Below are 24653 nucleotides of genomic sequence, written 5' to 3' on the forward strand. Positions count from 1 at the left end.
AGGCAAAGGCCCTGACCGATTTCGGTCAGGGCCTTTGCCGTTGTCCGAGTCCTCTCCCCTCATGCCCGTCATGTCATGAGGGGCATGACATGACGGGCATGACGTTTGTCATGAGCAGTGGTGACAGCGCGCACTGCTCGCGGGCCCGCTGCGGCGGAAAGCTCGAAGCATGACCAGCGACGACTTTCTCAGCGACCGACCGCACGGAGACGGTGGCACGACCGACGCGGGAACGACGGTGATCACGGGGGCGGCGGCCACGGAGACCGTGATCGCGGCGGACGGGGTCCGCCGCAGCTACAAGGACGGCTTCGAGGCCGTCTCCGGCGTCTCCTTCTCCGTGGCCCGCGGCGAGCTGTTCGCCCTGCTCGGGACGAACGGCGCGGGCAAGACCTCCACCGTGGAGCTCCTGGAAGGCCTGGCGCTCCCGACCTCCGGGACCATCCGGGTCCTCGGCCACGACCCGTACCGCGAACGCGCCGCCGTCCGGCCCCGGACCGGGGTGATGCTCCAGGAGGGCGGCTTCCCCTCCGACCTCACCGTCATGGAGACCGCGCGGATGTGGTCGGCGTGCACCACCGGCGCCCGCCCCGCCGCCGAGGCCCTGGAGATGGTCGGGCTCACGAGCCGTACGGGGGTCCGGGTCAAGCAGCTCTCCGGCGGGGAGAAGCGGCGCCTGGACCTGGCGCTGGCCCTGACCTCGCGGCCCGAGGTGCTCTTCCTGGACGAGCCGACGACGGGGCTGGACGCGGAGGGCCGGCGGGACACCTGGGAGCTGATCCGGGCGCTCCGGGACGGCGGCACGACCGTACTCCTGACCACGCACTACCTGGAGGAGGCCGAGGCGCTCGCGGACCGGCTGGCGATCATGCACCAGGGGCAGATCGTGACGTCCGGGACGACCGCCGAGGTCACGGCGTCGCAGCCCGCCCGGATCCGGTTCACGCTGCCCGACGGCGTACCGGCGGGGCACCTTCCGCTCGGGCTGCGGGCCGCGGCGGAGGGGCAGCGGATCGAGATCCGCACCGCCACGCTCCAGGAGTCGCTGCACGAACTCCTGGGATGGGCAAAGGAGTCGGGCGTCGCGCTGCTCGGGCTCGACGCGCGCTCCGCCTCCCTGGAGGAGGCGTTCCTCCAGATCGCGAACACCCAGCTCCGCTCCCGGGCCGACGACCCGCGCCGGGCCGGGGCGGAAACCGGGGCCGCCGGCTCCACGGACACCAAGTCCTCGGCCGCCCGCTTCATGGACAAGACGAAGAAGAAGGTGACGGCATGACGACGCCCACCGCCCTCGCGAACGACCGCGTGGCGCCCCGCCCCGCCCCCTCGAAGGCGTCCGCCTCCGCACGGCGGCTCACCGCCCTCGCCCGCGCCGAGCTGATCCTGCTGATCCGCAACCGGTCCGCGATCTTCGTGGCCCTGGTGCTGCCGGTCGTGATGATCTTCGCGATCCGGTCCTCGCTCCAGCAGATCGACCTCGCCGGCACCGGCTTCTCCATCGCGGGCGTCGCCCTCACCGGGGGGATCGGCATCGTGCTGGTCCAGGTCGTCTACATGACCCTGGTCACCGGGTACGTCACCCGGCGCGAAGAACTCGTCCTCAAGCGGCTGCGGACCGGCGAGATCACCGACCGCGAGATCCTGACCGCCACCGCGCTGCCCGCCATCGCGCTGGCGCTCCTCCAGTGCGTGCTGCTGGTCGGCGCCGGGGCGGTCGCCTTCGACCTGACCGCGCCGAAACGCCCCGAACTGTTCCTGCTGGGCCTGGTCGTGGGCCTCGTGATGATGTCCGCGCTGGCCGCCGCGACCTCCGCGGTGACCCGGACGGTCCAGACCTCGCAGCTCACCACGTTGCCGCTGTTCTTCGTCTCGCTCTTCGGCTCCGGGATCTTCGTCCCGCTGGAGATCTTCCCGGACCGGCTGGCCTCGATGATGGAACTGCTGCCGCTGACCGGTGTGATGACCCTCGTACGGCACGGCTGGCTCGGCGGCGCGGAGAGCGGCGACCTGGTCACGGCCGGGGTGGCGGCGCTGGCCTGGACCGCGTTGGCGGTGTTTGCTGTGCAGCGGTGGTTCCGCTGGGACCCGCGCGGCTGAGCACCGGGCCACGGCGAAAGCGCTAGTCACAGTCACAGTCATGGTCACGGTCATGGTCACGGGGATGAGATGAAGGAGCTGGACGAGGTGATCGGGCTCGGTCGGGTACGGGGCTGGCGGCGCGGCTGGCAGGAGCGGACCAAGCTCCAGCGCATCGACCTCTACACCCGGGTCACCCTCTGCACCCTCCCCTGGGCCTTCCTGCTGTCCTGGGGCCTGATGCCGCTCGGCACGGTCCTGGGCCAGGGGCCGGTGCCGGTGGCCCTCGGCGTGGCGTTCTTCGCCGTGAACGCCCTCCAGTGCGTGCTGAGCAACCGCAACGTGGGGCCCGCCTTCGCCCACTACCGGGGCGCGGAGCCCTTCCCGCCGCGTCGGCTGCGGCTCCCGCTGGCGCTCCTGGCGGTGCTGACCGGCCTGCTGGTGGCCCTGGCGGCGGTGGACGCCATCACCGAGGCGGGGCTGGCCCTGCTGGTGCTGGACCTCCCCCTGGCGTTCGCCACCCCGTACGTGCTCCTCGTCCCCGTCCGGACGTACCTGCTCCGCAGCGCGGCCTTCGCGGCAGTCGTGGTGGGGCTCCTGGCAGCCGTCGGGGTGCCCGGCGGCCTGCTGTTCGGGGCGGCCCTCTCGCTGCTCGTCGTCATCCTGCTGGTGCTCGTCTCGGCCCGGCCGAGCGCCTGGAGCCTGACGGTGATGTGGCAGGCGGAGGAGGCGCGGGACATGCAGGCCCGGCTGGCGGTGGCGGAGGAGCGGCTGCGGTTCGGCCGGGACATGCACGACGTGCTGGGCCGGAACCTCGCGGTGATCGCGCTGAAGAGCGAGCTGGCCGTGGAGCTGGCCCAGCGCGGGAACGCGGCGGCCGTGGACCAGATGGTGGAGGTGCAGCGGATCGCCCGCGCCTCGCAGCAGGAGGTACGTGATGTCGTACGGGGCTACCGCGAGGCCGACCTGCCCACCGAACTCCTGGGCGCCAAGGGCGTGTTGGAGGCCGCCGGGATCACCTGCACCGTGGAGGGCGCCGACGGCCCGGCGGGGGTCGGGGCGCCCCCGGCGGTCCAGGCGGCCCTCGGCTGGGTGGTCCGCGAGGCGGCGACCAACGTCCTGCGCCACGGCGACCCCCGGCACTGCGTGATCCGGCTCACGACGACGGCGGGCGCGGTGGTGCTGGAGGTCGAGAACGACGGGGCCGTCTCTGCGGGGACCGACCCGGCCGGAGGCGGCGGCTCCGGCCTGGCCGGGCTGCGGGAACGGCTCGCGGCCCTGGGCGGTTCGCTGGAGGCCGGGGCGGTCGGGGACAACCTGTTCCGGGTGACGGCGACGGTCCCGCTGACGGCGACTCCACAGGACCGCCTCTCCCCCGCCACGTCCGCGCCTCCGGAGGAACGATGACCGCCGCCGGATCTACGGGCCCGTCCCCCGCAGCCCGGGCCCTTCCCCCGGAGAACCGATGACCACCACCCGTACCGCTCTCCCCTGGATGACCACCACCCGTACCTCCCTCCCTGAAGGAAGGCGATGGCCACGGCCCGCCCTCCCCAAGGGAAGGACATGACCACCGCCCGGCCCGCAACCGCCGGGAACCCACCGCCCAGCTCCCGGACCGCACCGGCCGGGACCCCACCACCCAGCTCCCGGCCCGCACTGGCCGAGAACCCGCCCACCGGCCCCCGTACCGACCCTCCAGAGGAACGATGACCGCCGAAGGTTCCGTGACCGCCGAAGGTTCCGACCGCCCCCTGCGGGTCCTGCTCGCCGATGACGAGCACCTGATCCGGGGCGCGCTGGCCGCGCTGCTCGCGCTGGAGGACGACCTCGTAGTGGTCGCGGAGGCGGCGAGCGGGCCCGAGGCGCTCGCGATGGCCCTGGCCCACCGGCCCGATGTCGCCGTCCTCGACCTCCAGATGCCGGGCGCGGACGGTGTGAAGGTCGCCACATCGCTCCGCGCCGAACTCCCCGGCTGCCGCACCATGATCGTGACCAGCCACGGCCGCCCCGGACACCTCAAGCGGGCGCTGGCCGCCGGCGTACGCGGGTTCGTGCCCAAGACCGTCAGCGCCCGCCGGCTCGCCGAGATCATCCGTACCGTCCACGCCGGAAACCGTTACGTCGACCCGGAGTTGGCGGCCGACGCCATCTCCGCCGGGGACTCCCCGCTGACCGCCCGGGAGGCCGAGGTGCTCGAACTGGCGGCGGACGGGGCGCCGGTCGCGGAGATCGCGGAGCGGGCCTCGCTCTCGCAGGGGACGGTCCGCAACTACCTCTCCTCGGCCGCCGCCAAGATCGGTGCGGAGAACCGGCACACGGCGGTGCGTCTCGCACGCGAGCGGGGTTGGGTATAGTGGGCACCGCACTTCGGCGCACGCGGACGTAGCTCAGTTGGTAGAGCGCAACCTTGCCAAGGTTGAGGTCGCCAGTTCGAACCTGGTCGTCCGCTCCAGAAAGGGAGAAGGCCCCGGTCCTCAAGGACCGGGGCCTTCTCCGTTCTCATCCGCTGCCCGTCACGCCCAGGTGGCGCCGGTCAGGACCTCGTACGCCTCGATGTACTTGGCGCGGGTCGCGTCCACGATCTCCTGCGGGAGCGCCGGGGGCGGCTGCTCGCTCGCGCGGTCCCAGCCGGAGGCCGGCGAGGTCAGCCAGTCGCGGACGAACTGCTTGTCGTATGAGGGCTGCGCGCGCCCCGGCTGCCAGGTGGCGGCGGGCCAGAACCGCGAGGAGTCCGGGGTCAGCACCTCGTCGGCGATGATCAGCCGCTCGCCGCCGTCCTCGGTGGTCTCATAGCCGAACTCGAACTTGGTGTCGGCCAGGACGATCCCGCGGTGGTGGGCGATGTCCCGGGCGCGGCGGTAGACGTCGAGCGTGGTCCGGCGCAGCTCGGCGGCGGTCTCCACGCCGACCTGGTGGGCGACCTCCTCGTACGTCACGTTCTCGTCGTGGTCGCCGACGGCCGCCTTGGTGGCCGGGGTGAAGATCGGGCCGGGCAGCTCGGAGCCGTCGACCAGGCCCTCGGGGAGGCCGATGCCGCAGACCGTACGGGAGGCGTTGTACTCGGTGAGCCCGGAACCGGTCAGATAGCCGCGCGCCACGCACTCGACCTGGACCATCCGCAGCGACTTGCAGATGAGGGTGCGCCCCTCCCAGTCCGCCGGGGCGCCGGGCGGCAGCTCGGTGGAGAGGACGTGGTTGGGGACGAGGTCGGCAAGCTGGTCGAACCACCAGAGCGAGAGCTTGGTGAGGACGCGGCCCTTGTCGGGGATCTCGGTGGGCAGGACCCAGTCGTACGCGGAGATACGGTCGCTGGCGACCATGACGAGGTCGCCCGCCTCGTTCCGGTACAGGTCACGCACCTTGCCGGTGTGCAGGTGGGTGAGGCCCGGAACCTGTACGGGCTCGGGCTTTTCTACAAAACCGGACACGGTGCCTCCGCGTAGATTGATCCAGGAGCGGTTCCGATTGTCCCGTACGGAGGGGGCAGGGCGCGCACGGGGCCCGGAGGGGCGTGCGGACCCGGGCCGCCACCCGGCCCTCCCGGCCCACCACCGGCCCTCCCTTCCGCCCTCACACGCCCGTACTCAGCGGCGCAGCGCCTCGGCGGGCTCGATCCGGCTGGCCCGCCATGCCGGGTACGCCCCCGCGAGCAGCCCCGTCACCAGGCCGATCAGGGGCGCTGCGAGCAGCGTGGTGGGGTGCACGACCGGTGTCCACTCCCGCGCCACCGCGACGGCCACCACCGTCAGTGCGCCCAACGCGGTCCCCACCAGCCCGCCCACCGCTCCCAGGGCCGCGGACTCGGCCAGGAATTGGCTGGTGATGTGCCCGGCCCGCGCTCCCAGAGTGCGACGCAGACCGATCTCTCCCGTCCGCTCAAGCACGGCCACCAAGGTCGTGTTGGCGATACCGACCGCCCCGATGACCAGGCACACGACAGCCAGCAGCAGGAAGAGCTGGTTCAGGTCCGAGCCGACGGTGTCCCGCAGCGCCTTGGGGTCCGGCGGCGGAACCGCCTTGAACCGCTCAGGGTGGGCCGGGTCGAGGGCCAGGGGCGCCTGGTCGGCGATCTGGGCGGCTGCGCCCAGCTCCGTGGATATCAGCATCCTGGCGGGGGATTCCGCGCCGGGCTCGCCCCACTCGCGGGCGGCGACACTGCCCGGTACGACGACGGAGAGCAGCAGATCGGCCTTGCGCCGCACGTCGCCGATGATGCCGATGACCGTGAAGGGCCGGTCCCCGATGAACACGACCGGACGGCTCTCCAGCGTGGTGATGCCGAGCCTGGCGGCCATCCCGGAGCCGACGACGGCCACCGGGACGGCTTCCTTCTCGTGGTACTCGTCGAAGAGCCGCCCCGCCTTCAGCGTGGGCTGCGCCGCGCGCAGAACACCCGGGCCGGCGGCCGCGACCTGAGTCTCCTCCTCACCCACGGTGGCACCGACGGGGGAGGCCCGGACGCTGTCGCCGTCCGGCAGGCTCACCGGCCAGTAGACGCCGGCGTCCGAGACGCCGTTGAGACGTTCGATCCGGTCGGCCGCGTCATCGGGGAAGGAGACGCCGATGGCCGATCCGTCGGCCGGGCCGATGTCCTCGACCGTGACCTCGGTGGCGGTCAGCGCGTTGAAGCGGCCGTCGATCTGGGATGAGGTCGTCGCCGTCAGACCGAGGACGGCCACGAACGACCCGATGCCCAGCACCGTGCCCAGTGCGGTGAGCGCCGAGCGCGTCGGCCGCTGGAGCACGCCCGCGACGGCCTCCGACAGGAGGTCGCGCAGCGCGAAGCGGGAGACGTCGGCCCGGTCGGTCCGGCGGCGTCCGCCCCGACGGCGTCCGGCTCGCCGGGCTCCGCGACCCGGGGGCCTCACGCGCCGGACCGGTGGTCGGCCGAGGCGTGGAGCGGGGCGGGCGTCGCGTCACGGGCCGGGCGCGGCTCGGTGAGCCTGCCGTCCCGGATGGCCAGGGCGCGGCTGCCGCGGGCCGCGACCGCGGCGTCGTGGGTGATGACGACGAGAGTCATTCCGTCCTTGTGCAGATCATCGAGAAGTGCGAGGACCGAGTCGGCGGTCGCCGTGTCGAGGTTGCCTGTGGGCTCGTCGCACAGCAGGAGGGAGGGGCGTCCCACCAAGGCGCGCGCGATGGCCACGCGCTGCCGCTCACCACCGGAGAGCCTGGTCGGCATGGCGTCGATGCGGTGGCCCAGCCCCACCCTCATCAGCGCGTCCCGGGCGCGGGCGGCCCGTTCCCGGCGGGGAACCCCGCCGTAGACCATGGCGAGCGCCACGTTGTCCAGGGCACTGCGGTGCGGCAGCAGGTGGAACGACTGGAAGACGAATCCGATGCGACGCCCCCGCAGCCCGGCCCGATCGGAGTCCGGAAGGCCGGTGGTGTCCATGCCGTCGAGCAAACAACGCCCCTCGGTGGGCGCGTCGATGAGGCCCGCGATATTGAGGAACGTCGACTTGCCCGACCCGGACGGCCCGGTGATGGTGACGTACTCACCGCCTGTGATGACGAGGTCGACGGGAAGGAACGCGGGGACGGGCGGCGGGCCGGGATAGGTGAGCCCGGCGCCGCGGAGCTCGATGACCGGCGCGGGGGTCATCGGACGCTGACCTCGCCACCGGGCGCCTTGCCGACGATGACACGGTCACCCGGCGCGAGGGCGTCCTTCGGCACCGGGGTCACCTGGACACTGCCGTCGCCCTCCAGGCCGGGGCGTACCCGTATCTGACGGCGTTCTCCGTTCCGGGCGAGGACCGTGACGACGGTGCTGCCGTCCGCGGCGGACGATACGGCGGAGAAGGGGACGACCAGGACCTTGCCCCGGGAAGCCTTGATCTCGATGGTGAGACGCACCTCCTGGCCGACGAGCGCCGCGTCGATCTTCTTGTCCGGTGTGACGTTCAGGGTGGCCAGGGCGCCCGCGCCGTCGGCTTCCCCCTCCCCGCCGCCTTCCGACTCGCCGTCGCCCCCCTCCCGCCGCACCGAGCCGCCCGGTTCGGTGACCGAGGTGGTCGTGCCGTCGAACTCGTCGCCGGTGGCCTCGGCGAGGATGCGCACCTTCTGCCCGGACCGCACCGCGCCGCGCTGACTCGGCGTGAGCGCTCCCCTTATGCCGAGCGAACCGGAGGAGATCGTCATGACGCTGCCCGGAGCCCGGTCACCCACTCCAGCGGTGACCGATTCGACCCGGGCCGGAAAGCGGTCCAGGAAGACGACTTCCGAGGCGGGGAGCATGGCACCGGCCTGGAGACGCGCCGCGGCCAACGCCTTCTCGGCCCGGCCCAGGTCCTCCTGGGCCCGGACCACGGTCTTCTCCTCCTGCCGGTCCGCGGCCCGGACGTCCTGCAAAGCCCTCTCGGCGTCGGTGACGGACGTCATGGCCGCCTCGACCTGGGCGGCGCCGTCCTCGGCGACCGGGCGTGGGTCGTATCCGAGGGACCGGTAGAAGGCGTCCAGGGCGGCCTGGGTTCCGGCGCCGAACTCACCCGCGGAATCGGCGGTCGAGGGAAAGCCGCGCCCGGCCAGCGCTTCGCGCAGCTGGGTCACGTCCGGCCCGCGGGCCCCGGGCCTGAGGTCGCGGTAGGCGGGAAGAGAGCCGGGCAGCGCGAAGACCGGGCGCCCCGAGATCTCCACGAGCACGCTCGCCGCCTTCACCCGGTCGCCGGGCCGCAGCGGCGCCTTGGTGACCAGAGGTTCGGCCCCCTCCGCGGCGCTCACCGCCGCGGAGACGGTGAGGGTCCGCTCGGCGGCGACCTGCCCGCGTACCACCAGCGAGGCGCGCAGCACGCGGTGCTCGACGTCGGCCGTGAGCACGTCCCGCTCCGGGGCTCCCGCCTCCGCAGCGGCCTGAGCCGGTGACTTGATCATCGTGGAGGCCCCGAAGCCGACGCCTCCTGCCACCAGCGCCCCCACGACAACCGCGATCAGTACGCGCCTGCGACGGGCCAGGGCCGGTGGCGGCGGTGGCGGTGCACCGTGCGCCGGACCGCCGACGGACGTACCACGGTCAGCGTGCTTCGATCGCTTGGTTCGCATTCTCGATCCACCTGGCGGTCTTGTCCTTGGCGTCCTCGAGAACTTCGGCGCTCTCTTCGATCACCTGTTTCTCGTAGGCCGTCTCCACGGCGATGCCCACGCCCAGGTAGTTGACCTTCTTCTTGCAACCCATGTCGGCGACCGCGACGGCGATCTCCTGCTTCCCGGCCCGGGTGGCGTCGGACCACTTCTTCTCGTTCCAGGCGCTGCTCGGGGAGTCGTAGTCGTAACCCTGCTTCTTCATGCAGTCCGACCAGCGCTCGGAAGCGTCGAGGAAGCGGCTGTCCTCGCGGACCTCGGCCATGGCCTTTCCCCTCGCGGAGGCGACCACCATCTCGGCGAAACCCTCGCCGAAACCTCCCTTGCCGGCACCGGCCGCCGAGCCGTCCGGCAAGGTGACCTCCTCCGAGGTCGCCGCTCCCGCCGTGATGGTCCGCAGGGCTTCGCCCTCGCAGCCCCCCGCAGGAACCTTCTTGCCATTGAACGTGGAGACCCTGCCGCTCAACAGGTTGCCCTGTACGTCCGTCACGTTCTTGGCGTACAGCGACTCGGCCCCTGACCCTCTCTCCCGGTCGGGGGCGGGCGGCGGCTTGTAGCCGTACTTCTCCGCCTGGGCGATCGGCACCACCAGAAACTCGGAGTGCTCCAGATACGGCTTCCCGCTGAACCGCGCCAGCGGCTGCGGGTTCTGCTCGTAACCCAGGCTCCGCATACAGGCGTTGACCAGCAGCACACGCGCCTTCTTGAGCGTGTAGTTCTCCTCCGGTGTCGGGAGGTAGGCGTCGAGCGGCGTGGTGATCTGCGCTGCGTCGAGATGGCCCGGGGTGGGGACGGAGCCGATCTCCGGCTCTCCGCCCCCTGCGCCCGGGGAAGAGCAGGCGCACATCGCAAGAGCGAGCAGGGCGGTCGCCCCGACGACGCGCGGAAGTCCGGTCACCTTCGTCAGCACCCGGTCTTCCGGAACGAGGAGAACTCGTTGTTGTTGTCGTAGAAGGTCAGATACCGGAAGTTCCGGCTGGCGAAGTAACTCGTACCGCCATAGCCCGTGTGCCAGTAGAAGGTGAATCCGGCACACGAGGTGGGCGCCTTGGCGTCATTCGACGCGGCACCGATCGAGTCACCGAGATACGCGCGCTTGATGAGGTAGTACTTGCCGTGGAAGTTCGGGTGCGGGTCGTTCAAGTCGTAGTAGCCCTCGGTGTAGCTGGTGGGCTGCTGGTAATTGAACACGCAGATGTTGCCAGTGTTCGTGCAATCGCCGTCGCCGTCGGCCGTAGCCGTCGAGGTGGCGGAGGCAAGCAGGGCGACCGACACAGCGGCCACCGTGGCGGCGCGCGTCAGCACGGGTCTCTTGGCACCCATTTCGTCATCTCCCCATGGTGCAAAACCGTTCGAGGGCCTTGGCTTCGGATTGGAGAACACCAGGGATTCCCCCCTGGGCAGCGCGGCTGTTGATGATGCTCAACTCGCCGCAGACTAAACGAACTTACACGTAAACTACACACGGAACAAGATCTTTTGAATAGGGGCTCGCGATCAGGCGGCGTGAACGCCACGGGCGATTCCGGATCGTTGGCCGCGTCGGTAAATCCGGCCGACCGCACCGGCAGACCGGCCAGCCGCGTCGTACCGGCCCCGGTTCAGTCGCGCTTGCAGATCCGGTCGAGGAGGTTGGCCGTGGCCTGCTGGATGCGGGAGTCGACATGGCCGGGGCGGTCCAGGGCCGGGGACCAGGCGAAGGTGCCGGAGGCGAAGACGAGCGCGCCGGAGGGGGCCTGGTAGAGCGAGGTCTCCTGGTGGCGGGTGGCGCCCTCGGAGTCCTGGTACGGGGAGTGGGCGAGCAGGATGCGGTTGTCGTGCTCGGGCAGGCTCGTGCGGGGGAAGTAGCGGTCGGCCTCCCCGGCGACCAGGCCCGCGATCTCGTCGCCGTCGACCGCGCCCGTGGCGTCCCAGAGCCAGTGCTCGGCGTTGCGCACGACCATCGGGCTCGGCTCGGGCACCCGGCCCGCGTACTGGATGCCCAGCAGCTGCTGCTCGGGCCGGTCCACCTCGCGCCAGAGGGCGGACTTGCCGGGCCCCCGGCGCTTGCGGCAGGTCAGCAGCCGGTCGGGGATGCCGGAGGCGGAGGGGGCGAGGCCCACCTGCCAGTACATGGTGTTGGCGGAGAGGAAGACGAGCGAGGTGCCGGAGTCGCGGGCGCGCTCGGCGGCCCGGCGCATCGGCAGCGACCAGTACTCGTCGTGGCCGGGGAAGACCAGGCCCCGGTAGCGGCTGGGGTCGATGCGGCCCGCGTGCAGGTCGCGGGCGTCGGCGTAGGCGAGGTCGTAGCCGTACCGCTCGGCCCAGCGGATGAAGTCGTACGCGTGTCCCACGTGCAGGGGCAGGCCCGCCCCCGCGTACGGGCGGTCGAAGGAGATCGTGACGGCGGCGTCCTCCTCGCCGAGCAGCCGCCCCCGCTCGTCCCACGCGTGGTAGAGGCTGGCACCGGTCCGGCCGTCCTCCGGGTAGAGGTTGTACGCCTGCCAGGTGATGTCCGGGAGCAGGAGCAGCAGGTCGGCGGGGTGGTCGTGGCGGACGGTGAACGGGATGTGCGAGCGGTACCCGTCGGCGGTCGTCAGGACGGCCACATACGCGCCGACCGACCAGTAGCTCGGGATCTGGAGCCGCCAGGACATCCACCAGTGGTGGCAGGAGACGGTCCGGTCCGCGGCGAGGGGGGCGGGCTGGACGATGCCGGAGAGGCGTGGGCTCGTGGTGATCTTGGCGGCGCCGTCGCCGCCGTAATGACCGATCCGGTAGATGTCCACGGAGAACTGCTGGGGCGGGTCCACGGTGATGTGGAAGTCGACGGCTTCGCCGGGAGCCGCCGCGCCGGGGGAGGCGAAGCCCTTGATCTGCCGGCGCACGTCGTCGGCGGTGCGGGTGCCGCCGCCGGTACCGCTGCGGCCGAGGTCGGGGTCCGCGTACCAGGGGACGACCTGGCCGGTGTCGTCGAAGTAGTTCTCACTGCCGCGCAGCCAGGGCAGCGGGCCCTGTCCGAAGGGGTCGCTCACCGCGTGCGCGAGGGCGCCCGACTCCCATCGGCGAATCTGCTCCGCCCCCATGCCGCGCCCCTCCCTCAGGTCCCCCGGACAACTCCGGCGCGCTCCGTATCAGCGCCGGTCCCCAGCACATCACATAACGCACGCACTCCGTCACCCTTCGTCGTTAATTGACGTGAACGGAACGTTCCCTTCCATGGCCACGGCTCCGTGGTCACGACAGCGATGCTGGTACGTGAAGTGCTCGTGCGTGCGCGGTGCTCGTGCGTGAAGTGCTCGTACGTGCAGTGCTCATACGTACGGTGCTGGTGTGCGCGGTGCTCAGGTACGCGGTGCTCACCTTCGCGCTCACACCAGCCGTACGGGTTTGTCGGAGCGGACGCCCACCTCGGCCAGCCAGGAGCGCAGCGGGTCCGGGTCGCCGTCCTCGACCAGGCTGAGGACCGGCACCGCGAGGTCCGCCCGGCGCTCGCCGTCGACGAGCAGGGCGGGGCCGTCCAGCCAGTCGAGGCCGGGGGCGGCGCCCGCCGTGTCCACGGCCGCGCAGCAGACCATGGCCGCGACGTGATCGGCGAGCAGCTCCGTGCCCGTACGCGGCGGCTGGAGCGGGAAGAGGGGCAGCGGGTCGGGGCCCCAGAGGTCGAGGGGGTCCGGACCGGCACCGGGCGCCTTCTGCTGCTGCGCCGCCGGGCCGGTGGCCGGGGCCTGGGCGTCGTCGCGGGCGACGGCCGCCCCGATGCCCGCCGCGAGCTCCTCCCCGGGCCCGCCGGGACCGGCCAGGTGCTCCATGACACGGGCCAGGGTGGGCACCGCCGGATCGGCAGCGGAGGCCGGGGGTACGCCCATGGCGTCGAGCACCCGGTGCAGCCGGGCCGCCTCCGTACGCCACTTCCGGTCGACGACCTCTTCCGGATACTGCTGCCAGTCCACCGGCGCCCAGCCCGGACCGCTCTCGGCGGGGCCGCCGTGGAAGAGCCGGGCGGCGAGCAGGGAGGTGGCCTCGTCGGCGACGCCGGGCTCTTCGAGGAGGTCGCACGCGGGACGCTCACCGAGGCGCGAGGTGAAGCCGTCGGCCAGCCGGTCCCGGCGGGAGAGCTCGGTGAGGGCGGAGACCACCCCGGCGTCCAGCCGGGAGGGCCAGCGCCCCATCCGCCAGGCGGGCAGCGCGACCCGGGTCAGCAGCCGGTCCCAGCCCGCGTAGGCGAGGCCGACCTGCTCCTGGGCGGCGATGCGGAGCGCGTAGTCGACGCTCTGGGCGCGCATCGAGGCCGTGGCCGCCACGCACCGCTCCATCTCGGCGGCGTGCTCCCGGCAGGCGCGCAGCAGCAGCCGGGCGACCCAGCCGGTGAAGGTGACCGGCGCCCCGCGCAGCACGCCCCGGCCGGGGGCGGCGGCGTCGGCCACGGCGGCGTCCAGACCTCGGACGAAGCGCCGGGCGGCGGCTATGTCGGGGTGCGCGGAGGAGCCGGTGCCCGCCACGACGGGGGCGAGGACGGCACGGAGCTCGGCGACCCGCATCCACCACAGGAACGGCGAACCGATCACCAGGACGGGTGCGGTCTCCCTGGCCTCCCGACCCTCCCGGTCCTCCCTGCCCTCCCTGCCCTTGGTATCCCGTCCCCCGGCCTCCCCGGCCGCCTGATCGGCTTTGGGCGCCCCGCGGTGCGTACGGTGCGCGCGGTGTGTCCGGTGCGTACGGTCCTCCAGCCAGCTGTCGCAGTCCGGGGTCAGCGCTATGGCCGAGGGCGCGGGGACGCCGAGCCGGTCGGCCAGGTCCCGGACCAGCCGGTAGAGATCGGGGGCCCCTTCCTCCGACACGGGGACGGTCGGGCTCACGGCGGGCCGGGCCCGCGCGACGGCCACCGCGACGGCGGCGGCCACCAGCAGCACCACGACGGCGACCCCGAGCACCACCCAGCGCACGCCGTCCCAGAAGGGCCCGCCGAGATGCCCCTGGGCGCCCGCGGCGAACAGCACGACGGCCACGGCCGCGGGCGTGATCACCGCGGCCACCGCCCTGCTGCGGATCCGCAGCAGGGCGAGCGCCCGGGCCTGTGCGGCCCGCGCACCCAGCTCCTCACCCACGTCGATACCGGACACGGCCGGATGTCACCCCCTCTGCTCCGCGACGGTGTTGCTCACTCCCCCACTGTGGCACCCGTCACTGACATCGCAATGCCGGTGGGCCAAGTGCCGGAACGCTTGCGCCGCACCCTAGTTGGGGCCTCGGCGGGCGTCATCCGTCTGGCCCAGTCGTCACCCGATGGAATGGCTTTGGGCAAAGCTGCTGACGTGTTCGCGTCCGTAGGGCAGTGCTGAAGCACCTGAGGAGCTCCACGCAAGCGCCTGGGGGCCTTCGCGCGAGCGGCCGGGGACTTTTGCGCGCGGCCGGACTGGCTTACGCACGGCCGGGGACTGGTTACGCACGGCCGGGGACTGGTTACGCGGCAGCCCCTCGCGCCTGCCTGCGTACGCCAGTGGCGTTCAGGGGGGCGGGAGGGGCTGCGGGGGTTACGGCGGTTACGGGGAGGCGAGCCGGGGCTGATCAGCCTCCGGCGGCCTTCAGGGCGATGTCGGTCCGGTGCTGGGAGCCGTCGAGGCGGATGCGGCCGAGCGCGGTGTAGGCGCGCTCACGGGCCGCGGCGAGGTCCTTGCCGGTCGCGGTCACGGAGAGGACCCGGCCGCCCGCGCTGAGGACCGCGCCGCCCTCGGTACGGGTCCCGGCGTGCAGGACGTACGCATCCGGCGCATCCTGCGCCGCCACATCCGCGAGCCCGTCGATCGGGTCGCCGGTGCGGGGGGTGTCCGGGTAGTTGTGCGAGGCGATGACGACGGTGACCGCCGCGTCCTCGCGCCACTTCAGCGGCGGGAGCACATCCAGGGTGCCGTTGGCGGAGGCGAGCAGGACCCCGGCCAGCGGCGTACGGAGCCGGGCCAGCACGACCTGGGTCTCCGGATCGCCGAAGCGGGCGTTGAACTCGATGACCCGGACCCCGCGCGAGGTGATCGCGAGGCCCGCGTAGAGCAGCCCGGAGAAGGGCGTGCCCCGGCGGCGGAGCTCGTCGACGGTCGGCTGGAGGACGGTTTCGAGGACCTCGTCGACCAGCTTGGGGTCGGCCCACGGGAGCGGGGAGTAGGCGCCCATGCCACCGGTGTTCGGGCCCGCGTCGCCGTCCAGGGCGCGCTTGAAGTCCTGGGCGGGCTGGAGCGGCAGCACGGTGGTGCCGTCGGTGATGGCGAAGAGGCTGACCTCGGGGCCGTCGAGGAACTCCTCGATGACCACGCGGTCGCAGGAGAGGGCGTGGTCGCGGGCGGCGGCGAGGTCGTCGGTGACGACGACGCCCTTGCCCGCCGCGAGGCCGTCGTCCTTGACCACGTACGGAGCACCGAAGGCGTCGAGGGCCTCGTCGATCTCCGTGGGGGTGGTGCAGACGTAGCTACGGGCAGTGGGCACTCCGGCCCCGGCCATGACGTCCTTGGCGAACGCCTTGGAGCCTTCCAGCTGGGCGGCTTCGCCGGAGGGGCCGAAGCAGGGGATGCCGGCCGCGCGCACGGCGTCGGCGACCCCGGCGACGAGCGGTGCCTCCGGGCCGACGACCACCAGCTCGGCGCCCAGCCCGGCCGCGAGGCGCGCGACGGCGTCACCGTCGAGCGCGTCGACCGGGTGCAGTTCGGCCACCTCTGCGATGCCGGCGTTGCCGGGGGCGCAGTACAGAGCGGTGACATCGGGGTCGAGGGACAGAGAGCGGCACAGGGCATGTTCGCGGGCGCCGCCGCCGATGACGAGGACCTTCACGGGGTGCAGCCTAACCGCCGGGCGGCACGGGCCAGGACGGCCACCGGTCCGTGGACGGCCTGGCGGTCTTCCCGGGCCACCGCCCGGACGGCCTGACCGCCCGTCCGGGGACTCCAGCTGGTTCGACGACGGCTCGGGGCGGCCACTTCTCGGAGCGGCCACTCCTCGGCCGACGACTGCCCGCGGGGCTGCTCCTCACGTACTGCTCGCGTGGCTACCGACCATGGGGGGCTACTGCTCGTTGTTGAACTCCTCCACCACGGTGGCGCCCAGCTCGCGGACGATCAGCTCATGGCCGGAGAGGGCGGAGTCGACGAGATCCGGATCGTCGGCCTCCGGGGTGTCGTCCTCGGGGGCCACGGAGCGCGGCGGCTCCGACGCGTACCCACCGTGAGAGGGCTCGGGGGCGGGCGGTGGAGCGGTGTCCCGGCGCTGCTGCTGGGGCTGGTGGGTCTGCTGCGAAGCGGAAGGGGACGAAGGCTGCTGGGACTGTGCCTGCCCCTGGCCCTGTGACTGAGGCTGGTGCTGGGTGTGCTGCTGGGGGGCGTGAGCCGGCCTCCCTTCGTACGCCGTCGGGGTCGGGGCGGCGGGTGAAGGCGTCGGGGCGGGCTGGTACTGCGGGGCCGGGCGGCCGCCGCCGAGGGACGGGGGCGCCGCACCGCCGCCGGAGGCGTCGACGACCGCTTCGACGCGCCACTGGGCGTTGAACCGCTCGGCGAGCGCCTGCTTCAGGACGTCCTCGCTGCCGCTGCTCGTGAAGTTGTCACGGGCGCCCGCGTTGAGGAAGCCGATCTGGAGGGTGGTCCCGTCGAACCCGGTCACCTGGGCGTTCTGGCTGAGCAGGATCCAGGTGAAGCGGCGCCGGTTCTTCACCGCCTCCAGGATGTCGGGCCACATGCTCTGGACCTGGCCGGCGCCCTGAGCCATGCCCTGGCCCTGGCCCGCCGGGGCGGCGGCCGGTGCGGAGGGAGCCGCCGGGGCCGGGGCGGCCGGTGCGGGTGCGGCGGGGGGCGGGGAGGCGGGGCCGCTGCCGGGGGCGGAGGCGGTGGGCCAGCCACCGGGGCGCCGGGCCTGCTCGCCCGCACCGGCGGCGGTGGGCCAGGACCCGGGCCGCTGCCCGGGGGCCTCGGCGGGGGGCTGCTGGACCACGGGCTCGGCCGGGGCGGCGGGCGGTGCGTAGGCGGCAGGCACGGAGGCCGGCGCCTCACCCCGTACGGCAGCACGGGCGACATCGGGACCGGCAGGGGCTACGGGGACGGCCTGCGGGGCGTGGGCCTCCGTCCCCGGTACGTACCCCATCGGAACGGCTCCGGCGGGCGGCACGGCGAACGAGGCGGCAGCGGCGGCGGACGCACCGCGCTCCAGCCGGTCGAGCCGGGCCTGCATCGACCGCTCGTCGTCGAAGGCGGCGGGAAGCAGGACCCGGGCACAGATCAGCTCCACCTGGAGGCGCGGCGAGGTGGCGCCGCGCATCTCGGTGAGCCCGTCGTTGACCAGGTCGGCGGCGCGGCTGAGCTCGGCGGCACCGAAGACGGAGGCCTGGTCCTGCATCCGCTCGACGACATCGGCGGGGGCGTCGATGAGCCCCTTGTCCCCCGCGTCGGGCACGGCGGCCAGGATCACCAGATCGCGCAGCCGCTCCAGCAGATCGGCCACGAACCGCCGGGGGTCGTTACCGCCCTCGATCACCCGGTCCACGACCTCGAAGGCGGCGGCCCCGTCACCGGCGGCGAAGGCGTCGATGATCGAGTCGAGCAGCGAGCCGTCCGTGTACCCGAGGAGCGAGGTCGCCATGGCGTATGTCACACCGTCGTCGCCCGCACCGGCCAGCAGCTGGTCCATCACGGACATGGAGTCACGCACGGACCCGGCCCCGGCCCGCACGACGAGCGGCAGGACACCGTCCTCAACGGGGCTGTTCTCCCGGCCGCACACATCGGCGAGATAGCTGCGCAGGGTCCCCGGAGGAACGAGCCGGAACGGATAGTGGTGCGTACGCGACCGAATCGTCCCGATGACCTTCTCGGGCTCGGTGGTGGCGAAGATGAACTTGAGGTGCTCCGGCGGCTCCTCGACCACCTTCAGCAGGGCGTTGAACCCCGCTGGGGTGACCATGTGGGCCTCGTCGATGATGTAGATCTTGTAACGACTGGAGGCGGGCCCGAAGAACGCCTTCTCGCGCAGATCACGGGCGTCGTCCACACCACCGTGCGAGGCGGCGTCGATCTCGATCACATCGATGGACCCCGGCCCGTTGCGCGCGAGGTCCCGGCACGACTGGCACTCCCCGCACGGGGCCGGCGTGGGCCCCTGCTCGCAGTTCAGACAGCGGGCGAGGATGCGCGCACTGGTCGTCTTCCCACAGCCACGCGGCCCGCTGAACAGGTACGCGTGATTGACCCGGTTGTTCCGCAGGGCCTGCTGGAGCGGGTCAGTGACATGCTCCTGACCGATGACCTCGGCGAACGACTCGGGGCGGTAGCGGCGGTACAGCGCAAGGGACGACACATCTACGAGGTTATCGGGGCGGACTGACACCCGACCCCACACGCCCCGAGCAGAAGCCCCCGCCCCAGCTCAGACACCCCGGAACACAGCCCCGCAAGCCCACCGCACCCCACCACCCCCGGAAACGCAAAGGGCCCCCCACGCACCCGCCAGAGCCAACCTACCCTTGCTGCCTTCCGGCCCTGGGGGAGTTCAGTCAGATAGCGCCACGTGAGGGGCTGACGCCCACCTTAGCGGATCCCCACCCCCTCAGGTCCACCCGCCCACCCCCGCCGGACGGCCCGCACACCCCCCGAAGACGATCTCCGGCGAACGTGTTCGCGAGCACCCTCCAACGTCTTGTATTGTTTGCGGCGGAGGATTCGCCTAGTGGCCTAGGGCGCACGCTTGGAAAGCGTGTTGGGGGCAACCCCTCACGAGTTCGAATCTCGTATCCTCCGCCATTGCTCTCACCGGGCAATACGTCTAAGGCCCCCGCAGCTCGCTGCGGGGGCCTTCGACGTTGGTGGCTGCAGTCTTGGTTGCAGTTCCCGGCTATCGCGCGTTGAGGACGGACCGGCACACGTTGCAGTACATGGCGGCGTTCAGCCCGTAGCGCCGCATCATCTGGCCGCAGCCGGCGCACAGCCCGAGCTCCCACGGCGGACACCCCAGCGCAGCGGAGGCGGCGGCGCGTTCCACGGTGGTGATCCGCAGCGGGCCGCGGGAGTGCTGGACCGGCATGCGGGAAAGCGTGAAGCCGCCGGTCGGCTGGTCGAGGTCACGGATGGGCCGGCCGTCGCTGACGAACCAGCCCTCCTCCCCTGCTCGGCAGGCGCGGTCGATTTCCTGCTCGGCAAAGCTGATCACGTCGTCCTCCTCTTCGGCCGGGGCTGCGGGGAGAGGCGTCCTCTCGCCGATGAGCTCCTGCCACAGTGCGCAGTCGTCGGCCGAGACCCACATGTGCCGACCGGCACGGCCGCTTCCTCGGTTGGGCACGTAGACCGGGACGCTCTCACCTGTGGCGCTCTGCAGGACCAAGTCCTCGATGAAGACCGGCTTCTTTTCCGGGAGGCACAGCGCAGGCACGAACCAGTCCGCGTGAATCGCGCCACAATGGCCGGCACCCTCGCTGATGAGGCAGTGGCGCTCGCTGCTCGCTACGCACTTCCAGACTTCGAGGTGCCGGTACCCGCCGCGGATCACCATCTCCTTGCCGTCGGCGATGTCCTTCCACGGCATGTCGTCGACCCGTGCCCACGGCGCCCGGTCGATCAGCGAGGCTGTCCGGTCCTTCGCTACCCAAAGAGGAGTGATGCCGTGCTCGACGGCGTTCACCGAGCGCCGGTGCACGCTGCTGGGACTGAGGTGGTGGTACTGGATCTCCCAGCCGATCCGCGTGCCGCCGGGTCCGACGACTACGGCATCCGAGACGCTACGCCGATTGCCGATGGGAACCTCGGCCTCGGCGTCCAGGCCGTACCGCCCGGCGGTCTCGACGATCCGCTCCTTGGTGGCCTTGTGCTGTGCGCTCTCCGCCGGCGTCGCCTTGTGCGTGATCGGCAGGTGCGAGGCGACGAGCGGCCGTCGGCCCCCCACGCGCCCTCGGCGGATGAACATCCAGGGCGATTTGCCGCCCGACTCCGACTGGCACTCGCGCTTGTCGTGGTGCGACAGGCATTCGAGCAGCTGCGGGTCGCGCTCGGAGACGCTGGCGGTGATCTCCTGGAGCAGATCCGGACGGTCCGGGTGACCGAGACCGGGCAGGGACAGATTGATCTCTATGTCATATCCGGTGTGCCATACCCCATTTGCCATATCTCAACGGTAAGGACAACGACTGACGTTCAACAGGGCGCCACGAGTCCAGCGGGCCACGCGGCCATCGCTCAAACCGCTGGCCTGCGCACTCAGCCAGACAAGTGGTGCCAGTTCTGCAACTACCTTGGCTGGTGGGGTTCTTCGACCGAGTCTGCCCCAGGAGCCATCACTATTGGCAGAATCCCGCCCTGCCGACGCCCGGGGTGCGCCACCATCCACACATGGACCAGGGACAGACACGTGGGTAAGCGCGAGCGCCGCCGCAAGCGGGAACGGGCCAACAAGCACCAGTCACAACAACGAGCAGCTACTCCGCAGCCGATCATCTGGGCATTCCCGGAAGACGCTCCCCGCATCCGCGTCGTGATCAAGCACGACGCTCCCGAAGATGCCCAGAGGATCAGCGTCCTCTACTGGGAGGTCAAGGGCGACGGAACCTGGGCGCGGACTGTGAGCAGCATCGGCGTCACCAGCAACATCGGTGCGGTGGCCACGGCACACTCTCACGCCGTCCTGCTCAACTGCCCCTGCGTGAACTGCTCCGAACCGATCAGCGTCACCAACCGGTCCTGGGCAAACAAGGTGGGCGGCAAGTACCTGGATGCCGAGGCTTCCTCGTACCTCTGCGGGGATTGCACGGTGATCCAGAGACGCGAGGAGATCGAGCGACAACAACGCGCCGCTGAACAGAGGCGTGTCGAGCAGGAGCGCGTACAGCAGGAGAGCGAGCGCTTCAAGCGCCTGATTGCTGGTGTGATCAAGGATGAGGATGGGAAGAGCGAACCAACCGGCCCCCTCGCGGTGGAAAATCCTCTGGCCCTAGCCCTCTACGTGGCGTTGATCAGCTACGCCACGAGCAACCCCGGCAAGGCAGTCCCCAGCCTCACGAGTATCGGTCCCATGGGGTGGACCGGCGATGGAGAGCAGGACAGGGAACTCCTCCTGGCCCTCTACTACGCCGGTCTGCTCGCCATCGCACCGGAGAGTCCGACGCAGGCGTTCGCTCGTTCTCAGGATGGCGACGGCATCGCCTTCGTTTCCACAGAAGTCGCATGGCGGGTCATCGGCGGTCTGGCTGCCGCGCAGGAACGCGCCAGGGAAGTCAAGTACGTCCTCCAGACGCAGCCGGGACCCCGGGGAGCCTCAGCGCGTGATGCCTTCGCAGCTCTGATGGACCGGATGGAGATCGCGGACATCGCGGCCTACCTCAACAACCTGCTCACGAAGAAGTACGGCTATCCCGAAGTACCCGAAGCTCGACGCGAGGAGCTCACGGAGGTCATCCGGAAGGGCTTCAAGCACGGGTACACGCCTGGTCAGATGATCTGCTTCGCCTGGCGAGCTGCCGACTCCGCCGCAGCCTGGAAGGAACGCAATCCTCGTATGGGGCCGCCGGAGGCAGCATCCGCCTCGGTGACCAGCCTCAACGGAAAGATCGACAGGGCGATCGAGCTTCACCACTCCATCCCCGAGTACGAGACGCCCCGCTGGCACGAAGCGCCTCTCGCACTCGGCAGCTTCCGGCGGCTGCACGCCGACATCCGCTGGGTGTACAACCGTGAAGTCATCGGCTCATGTGCCCAATGCGACCACCAGGGCCTCAAGGAAACCGTTCGCACCGAGTCCGGGACGAGGGCCCTGTGGCGCTGCACCCATCCCGTCGATATCCCAGCACAACAACAGGAGCCGGAGGAGATGAGCCCCCAGGACGGGGAGCCCGACCCTGCTGGCGCCTGATCCGTCGCCCTATGACTTCAGCGCTCCGCTGCTTCGGGATCGGAAGCACGGAGACGCCGTGCAGCGGGGCGCAGCCTCAACCGGCTGAGCCCTGCTGCACGGATCACCTCAACTCCGGTGCCGACACACCCCACCTCGACACCACCGCCCAGGCCGTCCTGACGCGGCCCGCCGCATGGAGGACGCCACCGACGCCCTACTCGCCCACCGGGACAGTGGACCCGCCTCATGATCCCCCGCATCCACAAAACGCGGCAGCGAGACGATCGGCCTGATCCGCTACCTGTACGGACCCGGCACCCATGAGGAGCACACCGACCCCCACCTGGTGGCCGCCTTCGACCCGCTCACCCCCGACCCCGGCCGCGCCCCGCAGGCCACCTACGGGCAGCTGCAGCTGCTGCTCGACCAGCCCGTCAACGCCCTGCCCGCCGGCCGGCGCCCCGAGAAGCACGTGTGGCATCTGTCCGTACGTGCCGGCCCCGAAGACCCAATCCTGTCCGACGGCGACTGGGCAGCCATCGCCCGCCGCATGGTCGCCGCCACCGGCATCGCCCCCGACGGCGACGACGCCGGCTGCCACTGGGCGGCCGTCCGGCACGCCGACGACCACATCCACATCATCGCCACCCCGGTCCGCGAGGACGGCCGAAGGCCCCGCCTGCACAACGAGGCCCGCCGCGCCCAGGCCGAGGCCCGCCTCATCGAAGCGGACTACGGCCTGCACCGGGTCACTCCGGGCGATGGCACCACCGCCAAGCGCCCCACCAGCGCCGAACACCTGCGCGCCGCCAACCAGGCCTCCGCCGAGTACCCCATGGCCATGCTCAACCACCAGGGCCGACGCCTGGCTCCAGCCTGGCAACGCCACCACGCCACCGCCGTAAGCCAAGCCCTGCCCGAGCCGGCCGCCCGAATCCTCGCCGAACCCGGCTGGCCGGCCCTCACAGCCACCCTCGTCGAGGTCCAGGCAGCCGGTCACAGTCCCGCCACCCTGCTCGCCCAGGCAGCCGCACGACGGGAGCTGGGCACGGCGGAACGCGTGAGCGACGTGCTCGTGTGGCGACTGCGGCGGATGGCCGACCTCCCCGCCGGCCCCGACAACTCCCAGGGCCAGCGCGCCCGAGGAACGTACGCGGTCACCTCACCGAAACAGGCAGCGCAAACCGGTACCAGGCTCGCGAACAGTTCGCCGTGGCGACGCTGACCGCAAAACCGAGCCGCGGAACATAGCAGACAATTCCCGGTTTAGGTAAACCGTGAATTCTCCGCAACATAGAACACGCCGGCACCCAACCCGCCCCTTCAAGAAGAATCCGTATGCCCATGCCCCAGACAGAAATCCGGCCCCACGTCATGGCCCTGCTGTTCGACACGAACTTCAACCGGCCTCCGGGCACCCGCACTTTCCGCCACCTCGACGGACGCCCTTTCACCGACGAGGAACAGGCCCTCGCCGATGACGCCACCCTCGAAGAGTTCCAGGCCGCCGGCGTTCACGTCCACAACCCCGAGGCTGGAGCCGAGGCCCAGGCAGCCGCGTACGAAATGGCCGAGCTTCTGTTCAAGTACGTCATCCCGCACCGTGAAACCCTCATCCTCTTCATGACGCACGAGGACATGCTCGAGTACGGCCGGCTGGAGACCGTCGTTGCTGCGGGCGCCGGCAGCCTCCGCCGGTACAAGGACTGAGCGCAGAGGCACGGCCCCAGCCACAAAACCCCCGACGGCCGGTGGTCGGCAGTGGTCCCCACCACCGGCCGCGACCCGTCGTCCACCGGACAGCCCCGCACAAGTCAGACCGCGAGAGTCGGCAGTCGGCGCACAGAACCCTTCCGGCCGGCTATAGCCCGGTTACGCATCCGACAGATCGAACATGCGAATAGCGCGGTTCCTGGGACCGAGCACACTCACACGGCAACCGACTAACGTACGGGCCGAATCGCCCCCACAAGCTCGCACGACATCACACCCGAACAGGAACAGCCACATGCCAGTACGCCCCGAGCTGCCAGAGATCTTGAACCGGGCCGATTTCGGTGGTCTCGCCAAGCGGGAGCCGAAGAGCGTCGCGAAGATGGCCAGCCGTGGCCTCCTGGCCGAACCGACCCACCAGCACCAGGGCAAGCCCATCTGGGAGAAGTCGGTGGCCATGGACTGGTTCCGCGCACTGCACGACCACGCGGTCGTCGTTCCGGGCAACGAGCTGGCCTTCGCCGAGCTGCGCGACCACGGCATCTACATGTGCCCGGCGACCAGCAACCACCTGAGCCTGGCCCGGCCACGACTTCTGGTCATGTACACCCCTGGCGGCGGCGGTCTCGTATTCGAAGTCACGGCCGTCGAGACCGTCGAGCAGGAGCTTCCCGGAACCCGGGCCACGACTCCCGAGACCGTGGAGATCACGCGCACGAGAGAAAGCGAGGATCGGACCACGTACCCGTGGACGATCTTCTTCCTCTCCGAGGTGGGAAGCGTCGAGATGATCACTCCAGTCATCCAGCAGGGACGCTATGTGACCATCCACGATGCCCAGCAGGCCATGGAGTCGGGCAAGCTCCTGGTGCCACCGCTCGACAATGCGTTCCCCGTTCGACAGTGATTCACCTGCCGGAGGCGGTAAAGGGAGTAATCGGGCCCCGGTGACGCCG

18 protein-coding genes, 2 tRNA genes, 1 other RNA gene and 1 pseudogene are annotated in these 24653 nt (G+C 71.3%); 10 read left to right on the plus strand and 12 right to left on the minus strand.

What is annotated here, in order from left to right; genetic code table 11:
• Positions 1-169 precede the first annotated feature (169 nt).
• The 5 genes from ACFW9Z_RS25605 (at position 170) to ACFW9Z_RS25625 (ending at position 4531) form a co-directional block, all read left to right on the plus strand.
• A complete protein-coding gene (locus tag ACFW9Z_RS25605) occupies positions 170-1276 on the plus strand; it encodes an ABC transporter ATP-binding protein (RefSeq protein ID WP_384644815.1) in 1107 nt (368 codons plus the stop codon).
• Entirely contained in the window at positions 1273-2097 is an 825-nt protein-coding gene (locus tag ACFW9Z_RS25610) for an ABC transporter permease (protein WP_384644817.1), read from the plus strand. Before ACFW9Z_RS25605 ends, ACFW9Z_RS25610 begins: the two co-directional genes overlap by 4 nt.
• Positions 2098-2166: 69 nt before the next feature.
• Entirely contained in the window at positions 2167-3483 is a 1317-nt protein-coding gene (locus tag ACFW9Z_RS25615; protein ID WP_384644819.1) for a sensor histidine kinase, read from the plus strand.
• 302 nt (positions 3484-3785) lie between these two features.
• Entirely contained in the window at positions 3786-4433 is a 648-nt protein-coding gene (locus ACFW9Z_RS25620; RefSeq protein ID WP_384644821.1) for a response regulator, read from the plus strand.
• A gap of 22 nt (positions 4434-4455) precedes the next feature.
• A tRNA-Gly gene (locus ACFW9Z_RS25625) sits at positions 4456-4531 on the plus strand.
• A gap of 61 nt (positions 4532-4592) precedes the next feature.
• Here ACFW9Z_RS25625 and ACFW9Z_RS25630 read toward each other — a convergent pair.
• From ACFW9Z_RS25630 to ffs, 11 genes are all read right to left on the minus strand, one after another.
• Positions 4593-5507, minus strand: coding sequence for a phosphoribosylaminoimidazolesuccinocarboxamide synthase (locus ACFW9Z_RS25630; RefSeq protein ID WP_384644823.1), 915 nt, complete (start codon positions 5505-5507; stop codon positions 4593-4595).
• A 156-nt stretch (positions 5508-5663) separates the two neighbouring features.
• Positions 5664-6947 (minus strand): ABC transporter permease, encoded by a 1284-nt coding sequence (locus ACFW9Z_RS25635; protein ID WP_384644825.1) that lies wholly within the window; start codon positions 6945-6947, stop codon positions 5664-5666.
• Positions 6944-7684, minus strand: coding sequence for an ABC transporter ATP-binding protein (locus ACFW9Z_RS25640; protein WP_384644827.1), 741 nt, complete (start codon positions 7682-7684; stop codon positions 6944-6946). Before ACFW9Z_RS25640 ends, ACFW9Z_RS25635 begins: the two co-directional genes overlap by 4 nt.
• Complete coding sequence (locus tag ACFW9Z_RS25645; protein WP_384644829.1) at positions 7681-9120, minus strand: peptidoglycan-binding protein; 1440 nt, start codon at positions 9118-9120, stop codon at positions 7681-7683. The genes ACFW9Z_RS25640 and ACFW9Z_RS25645 overlap by 4 nt, the downstream gene beginning before the upstream one ends.
• On the minus strand, positions 9092-10069 hold the full coding sequence (locus tag ACFW9Z_RS25650) for a hypothetical protein (RefSeq protein WP_384644831.1): 978 nt from the start codon (positions 10067-10069) through the stop codon (positions 9092-9094). Before ACFW9Z_RS25650 ends, ACFW9Z_RS25645 begins: the two co-directional genes overlap by 29 nt.
• Positions 10063-10482: a hypothetical protein gene (locus ACFW9Z_RS25655; protein WP_084747901.1), complete on the minus strand. Its 420-nt coding sequence runs from the start codon at positions 10480-10482 to the stop codon at positions 10063-10065. Before ACFW9Z_RS25655 ends, ACFW9Z_RS25650 begins: the two co-directional genes overlap by 7 nt.
• A 278-nt stretch (positions 10483-10760) precedes the next feature.
• Positions 10761-12224, minus strand: a complete 1464-nt coding sequence (locus tag ACFW9Z_RS25660; RefSeq protein WP_384644833.1) for a N,N-dimethylformamidase beta subunit family domain-containing protein — start codon at positions 12222-12224, stop codon at positions 10761-10763.
• Positions 12225-12509: 285 nt separating this feature from the next.
• The gene (locus tag ACFW9Z_RS25665; RefSeq protein ID WP_384644835.1) at positions 12510-14261 is read right to left on the minus strand and encodes a hypothetical protein; all 1752 of its coding nucleotides are present in this window, start codon (positions 14259-14261) and stop codon (positions 12510-12512) included.
• 445 nt (positions 14262-14706) lie between these two features.
• Positions 14707-15957 (minus strand): phosphoribosylamine--glycine ligase, encoded by a 1251-nt coding sequence (purD, locus tag ACFW9Z_RS25670; protein WP_384644837.1) that lies wholly within the window; start codon positions 15955-15957, stop codon positions 14707-14709.
• A gap of 231 nt (positions 15958-16188) precedes the next feature.
• Entirely contained in the window at positions 16189-18465 is a 2277-nt protein-coding gene (locus tag ACFW9Z_RS25675) for a DNA polymerase III subunit gamma and tau (RefSeq protein ID WP_384644838.1), read from the minus strand.
• A gap of 127 nt (positions 18466-18592) precedes the next feature.
• Positions 18593-18687, minus strand: an RNA gene (gene ffs, locus ACFW9Z_RS25680) — signal recognition particle sRNA small type.
• A gap of 133 nt (positions 18688-18820) precedes the next feature.
• Here ffs and ACFW9Z_RS25685 point away from each other — a divergent pair.
• Positions 18821-18908, plus strand: a tRNA-Ser gene (locus tag ACFW9Z_RS25685).
• A 91-nt stretch (positions 18909-18999) separates the two neighbouring features.
• Here the strand turns inward: ACFW9Z_RS25685 and ACFW9Z_RS25690 are convergent.
• Complete coding sequence (locus ACFW9Z_RS25690; RefSeq protein WP_384644840.1) at positions 19000-20262, minus strand: hypothetical protein; 1263 nt, start codon at positions 20260-20262, stop codon at positions 19000-19002.
• Positions 20263-20505: 243 nt separating this feature from the next.
• Between ACFW9Z_RS25690 and ACFW9Z_RS25695 the strand changes: the two genes are divergently transcribed.
• The 4 genes and pseudogenes from ACFW9Z_RS25695 (at position 20506) to ACFW9Z_RS25710 (ending at position 24604) form a co-directional block, all read left to right on the plus strand.
• On the plus strand, positions 20506-22002 hold the full coding sequence (locus ACFW9Z_RS25695; protein WP_384644842.1) for a hypothetical protein: 1497 nt from the start codon (positions 20506-20508) through the stop codon (positions 22000-22002).
• 228 nt (positions 22003-22230) lie between these two features.
• A pseudogene (locus ACFW9Z_RS25700) lies at positions 22231-23209 on the plus strand (relaxase/mobilization nuclease domain-containing protein).
• A 113-nt stretch (positions 23210-23322) separates the two neighbouring features.
• Entirely contained in the window at positions 23323-23694 is a 372-nt protein-coding gene (locus tag ACFW9Z_RS25705; RefSeq protein ID WP_384644844.1) for a hypothetical protein, read from the plus strand.
• Between the two features lie 298 nt (positions 23695-23992).
• Positions 23993-24604: a hypothetical protein gene (locus ACFW9Z_RS25710; protein ID WP_384644846.1), complete on the plus strand. Its 612-nt coding sequence runs from the start codon at positions 23993-23995 to the stop codon at positions 24602-24604.
• The last annotated feature ends 49 nt before the right edge of the window (positions 24605-24653 follow it).

Source organism: Streptomyces sp. NPDC059452 (assembly GCF_042750035.1).
Classification (GTDB): Bacteria; Actinomycetota; Actinomycetes; order Streptomycetales; family Streptomycetaceae; genus Streptomyces.

What these genes read in the sequence shown, in the direction of transcription:
- ACFW9Z_RS25605 (WP_384644815.1), top strand. Translation starts at nt 170, where the DNA reads ATGACCAGCGACGACTTTCTCAGCGACCGACCGCACGGAGACGGTGGC.
- ACFW9Z_RS25610 (WP_384644817.1), top strand. Translation starts at nt 1,273, where the DNA reads ATGACGACGCCCACCGCCCTCGCGAACGACCGCGTGGCGCCCCGCCCC.
- ACFW9Z_RS25615 (WP_384644819.1), top strand. Translation starts at nt 2,167, where the DNA reads ATGAAGGAGCTGGACGAGGTGATCGGGCTCGGTCGGGTACGGGGCTGG.
- ACFW9Z_RS25620 (WP_384644821.1), top strand. Translation starts at nt 3,786, where the DNA reads ATGACCGCCGAAGGTTCCGTGACCGCCGAAGGTTCCGACCGCCCCCTG.
- ACFW9Z_RS25640 (WP_384644827.1), bottom strand. Translation starts at nt 7,684, where the DNA reads ATGACCCCCGCGCCGGTCATCGAGCTCCGCGGCGCCGGGCTCACCTAT.
- ACFW9Z_RS25645 (WP_384644829.1), bottom strand. Translation starts at nt 9,120, where the DNA reads ATGCGAACCAAGCGATCGAAGCACGCTGACCGTGGTACGTCCGTCGGC.
- ACFW9Z_RS25655 (WP_084747901.1), bottom strand. Translation starts at nt 10,482, where the DNA reads ATGGGTGCCAAGAGACCCGTGCTGACGCGCGCCGCCACGGTGGCCGCT.
- ACFW9Z_RS25660 (WP_384644833.1), bottom strand. Translation starts at nt 12,224, where the DNA reads ATGGGGGCGGAGCAGATTCGCCGATGGGAGTCGGGCGCCCTCGCGCAC.
- ACFW9Z_RS25690 (WP_384644840.1), bottom strand. Translation starts at nt 20,262, where the DNA reads ATGGCAAATGGGGTATGGCACACCGGATATGACATAGAGATCAATCTG.
- ACFW9Z_RS25705 (WP_384644844.1), top strand. Translation starts at nt 23,323, where the DNA reads ATGCCCATGCCCCAGACAGAAATCCGGCCCCACGTCATGGCCCTGCTG.
- ACFW9Z_RS25710 (WP_384644846.1), top strand. Translation starts at nt 23,993, where the DNA reads ATGCCAGTACGCCCCGAGCTGCCAGAGATCTTGAACCGGGCCGATTTC.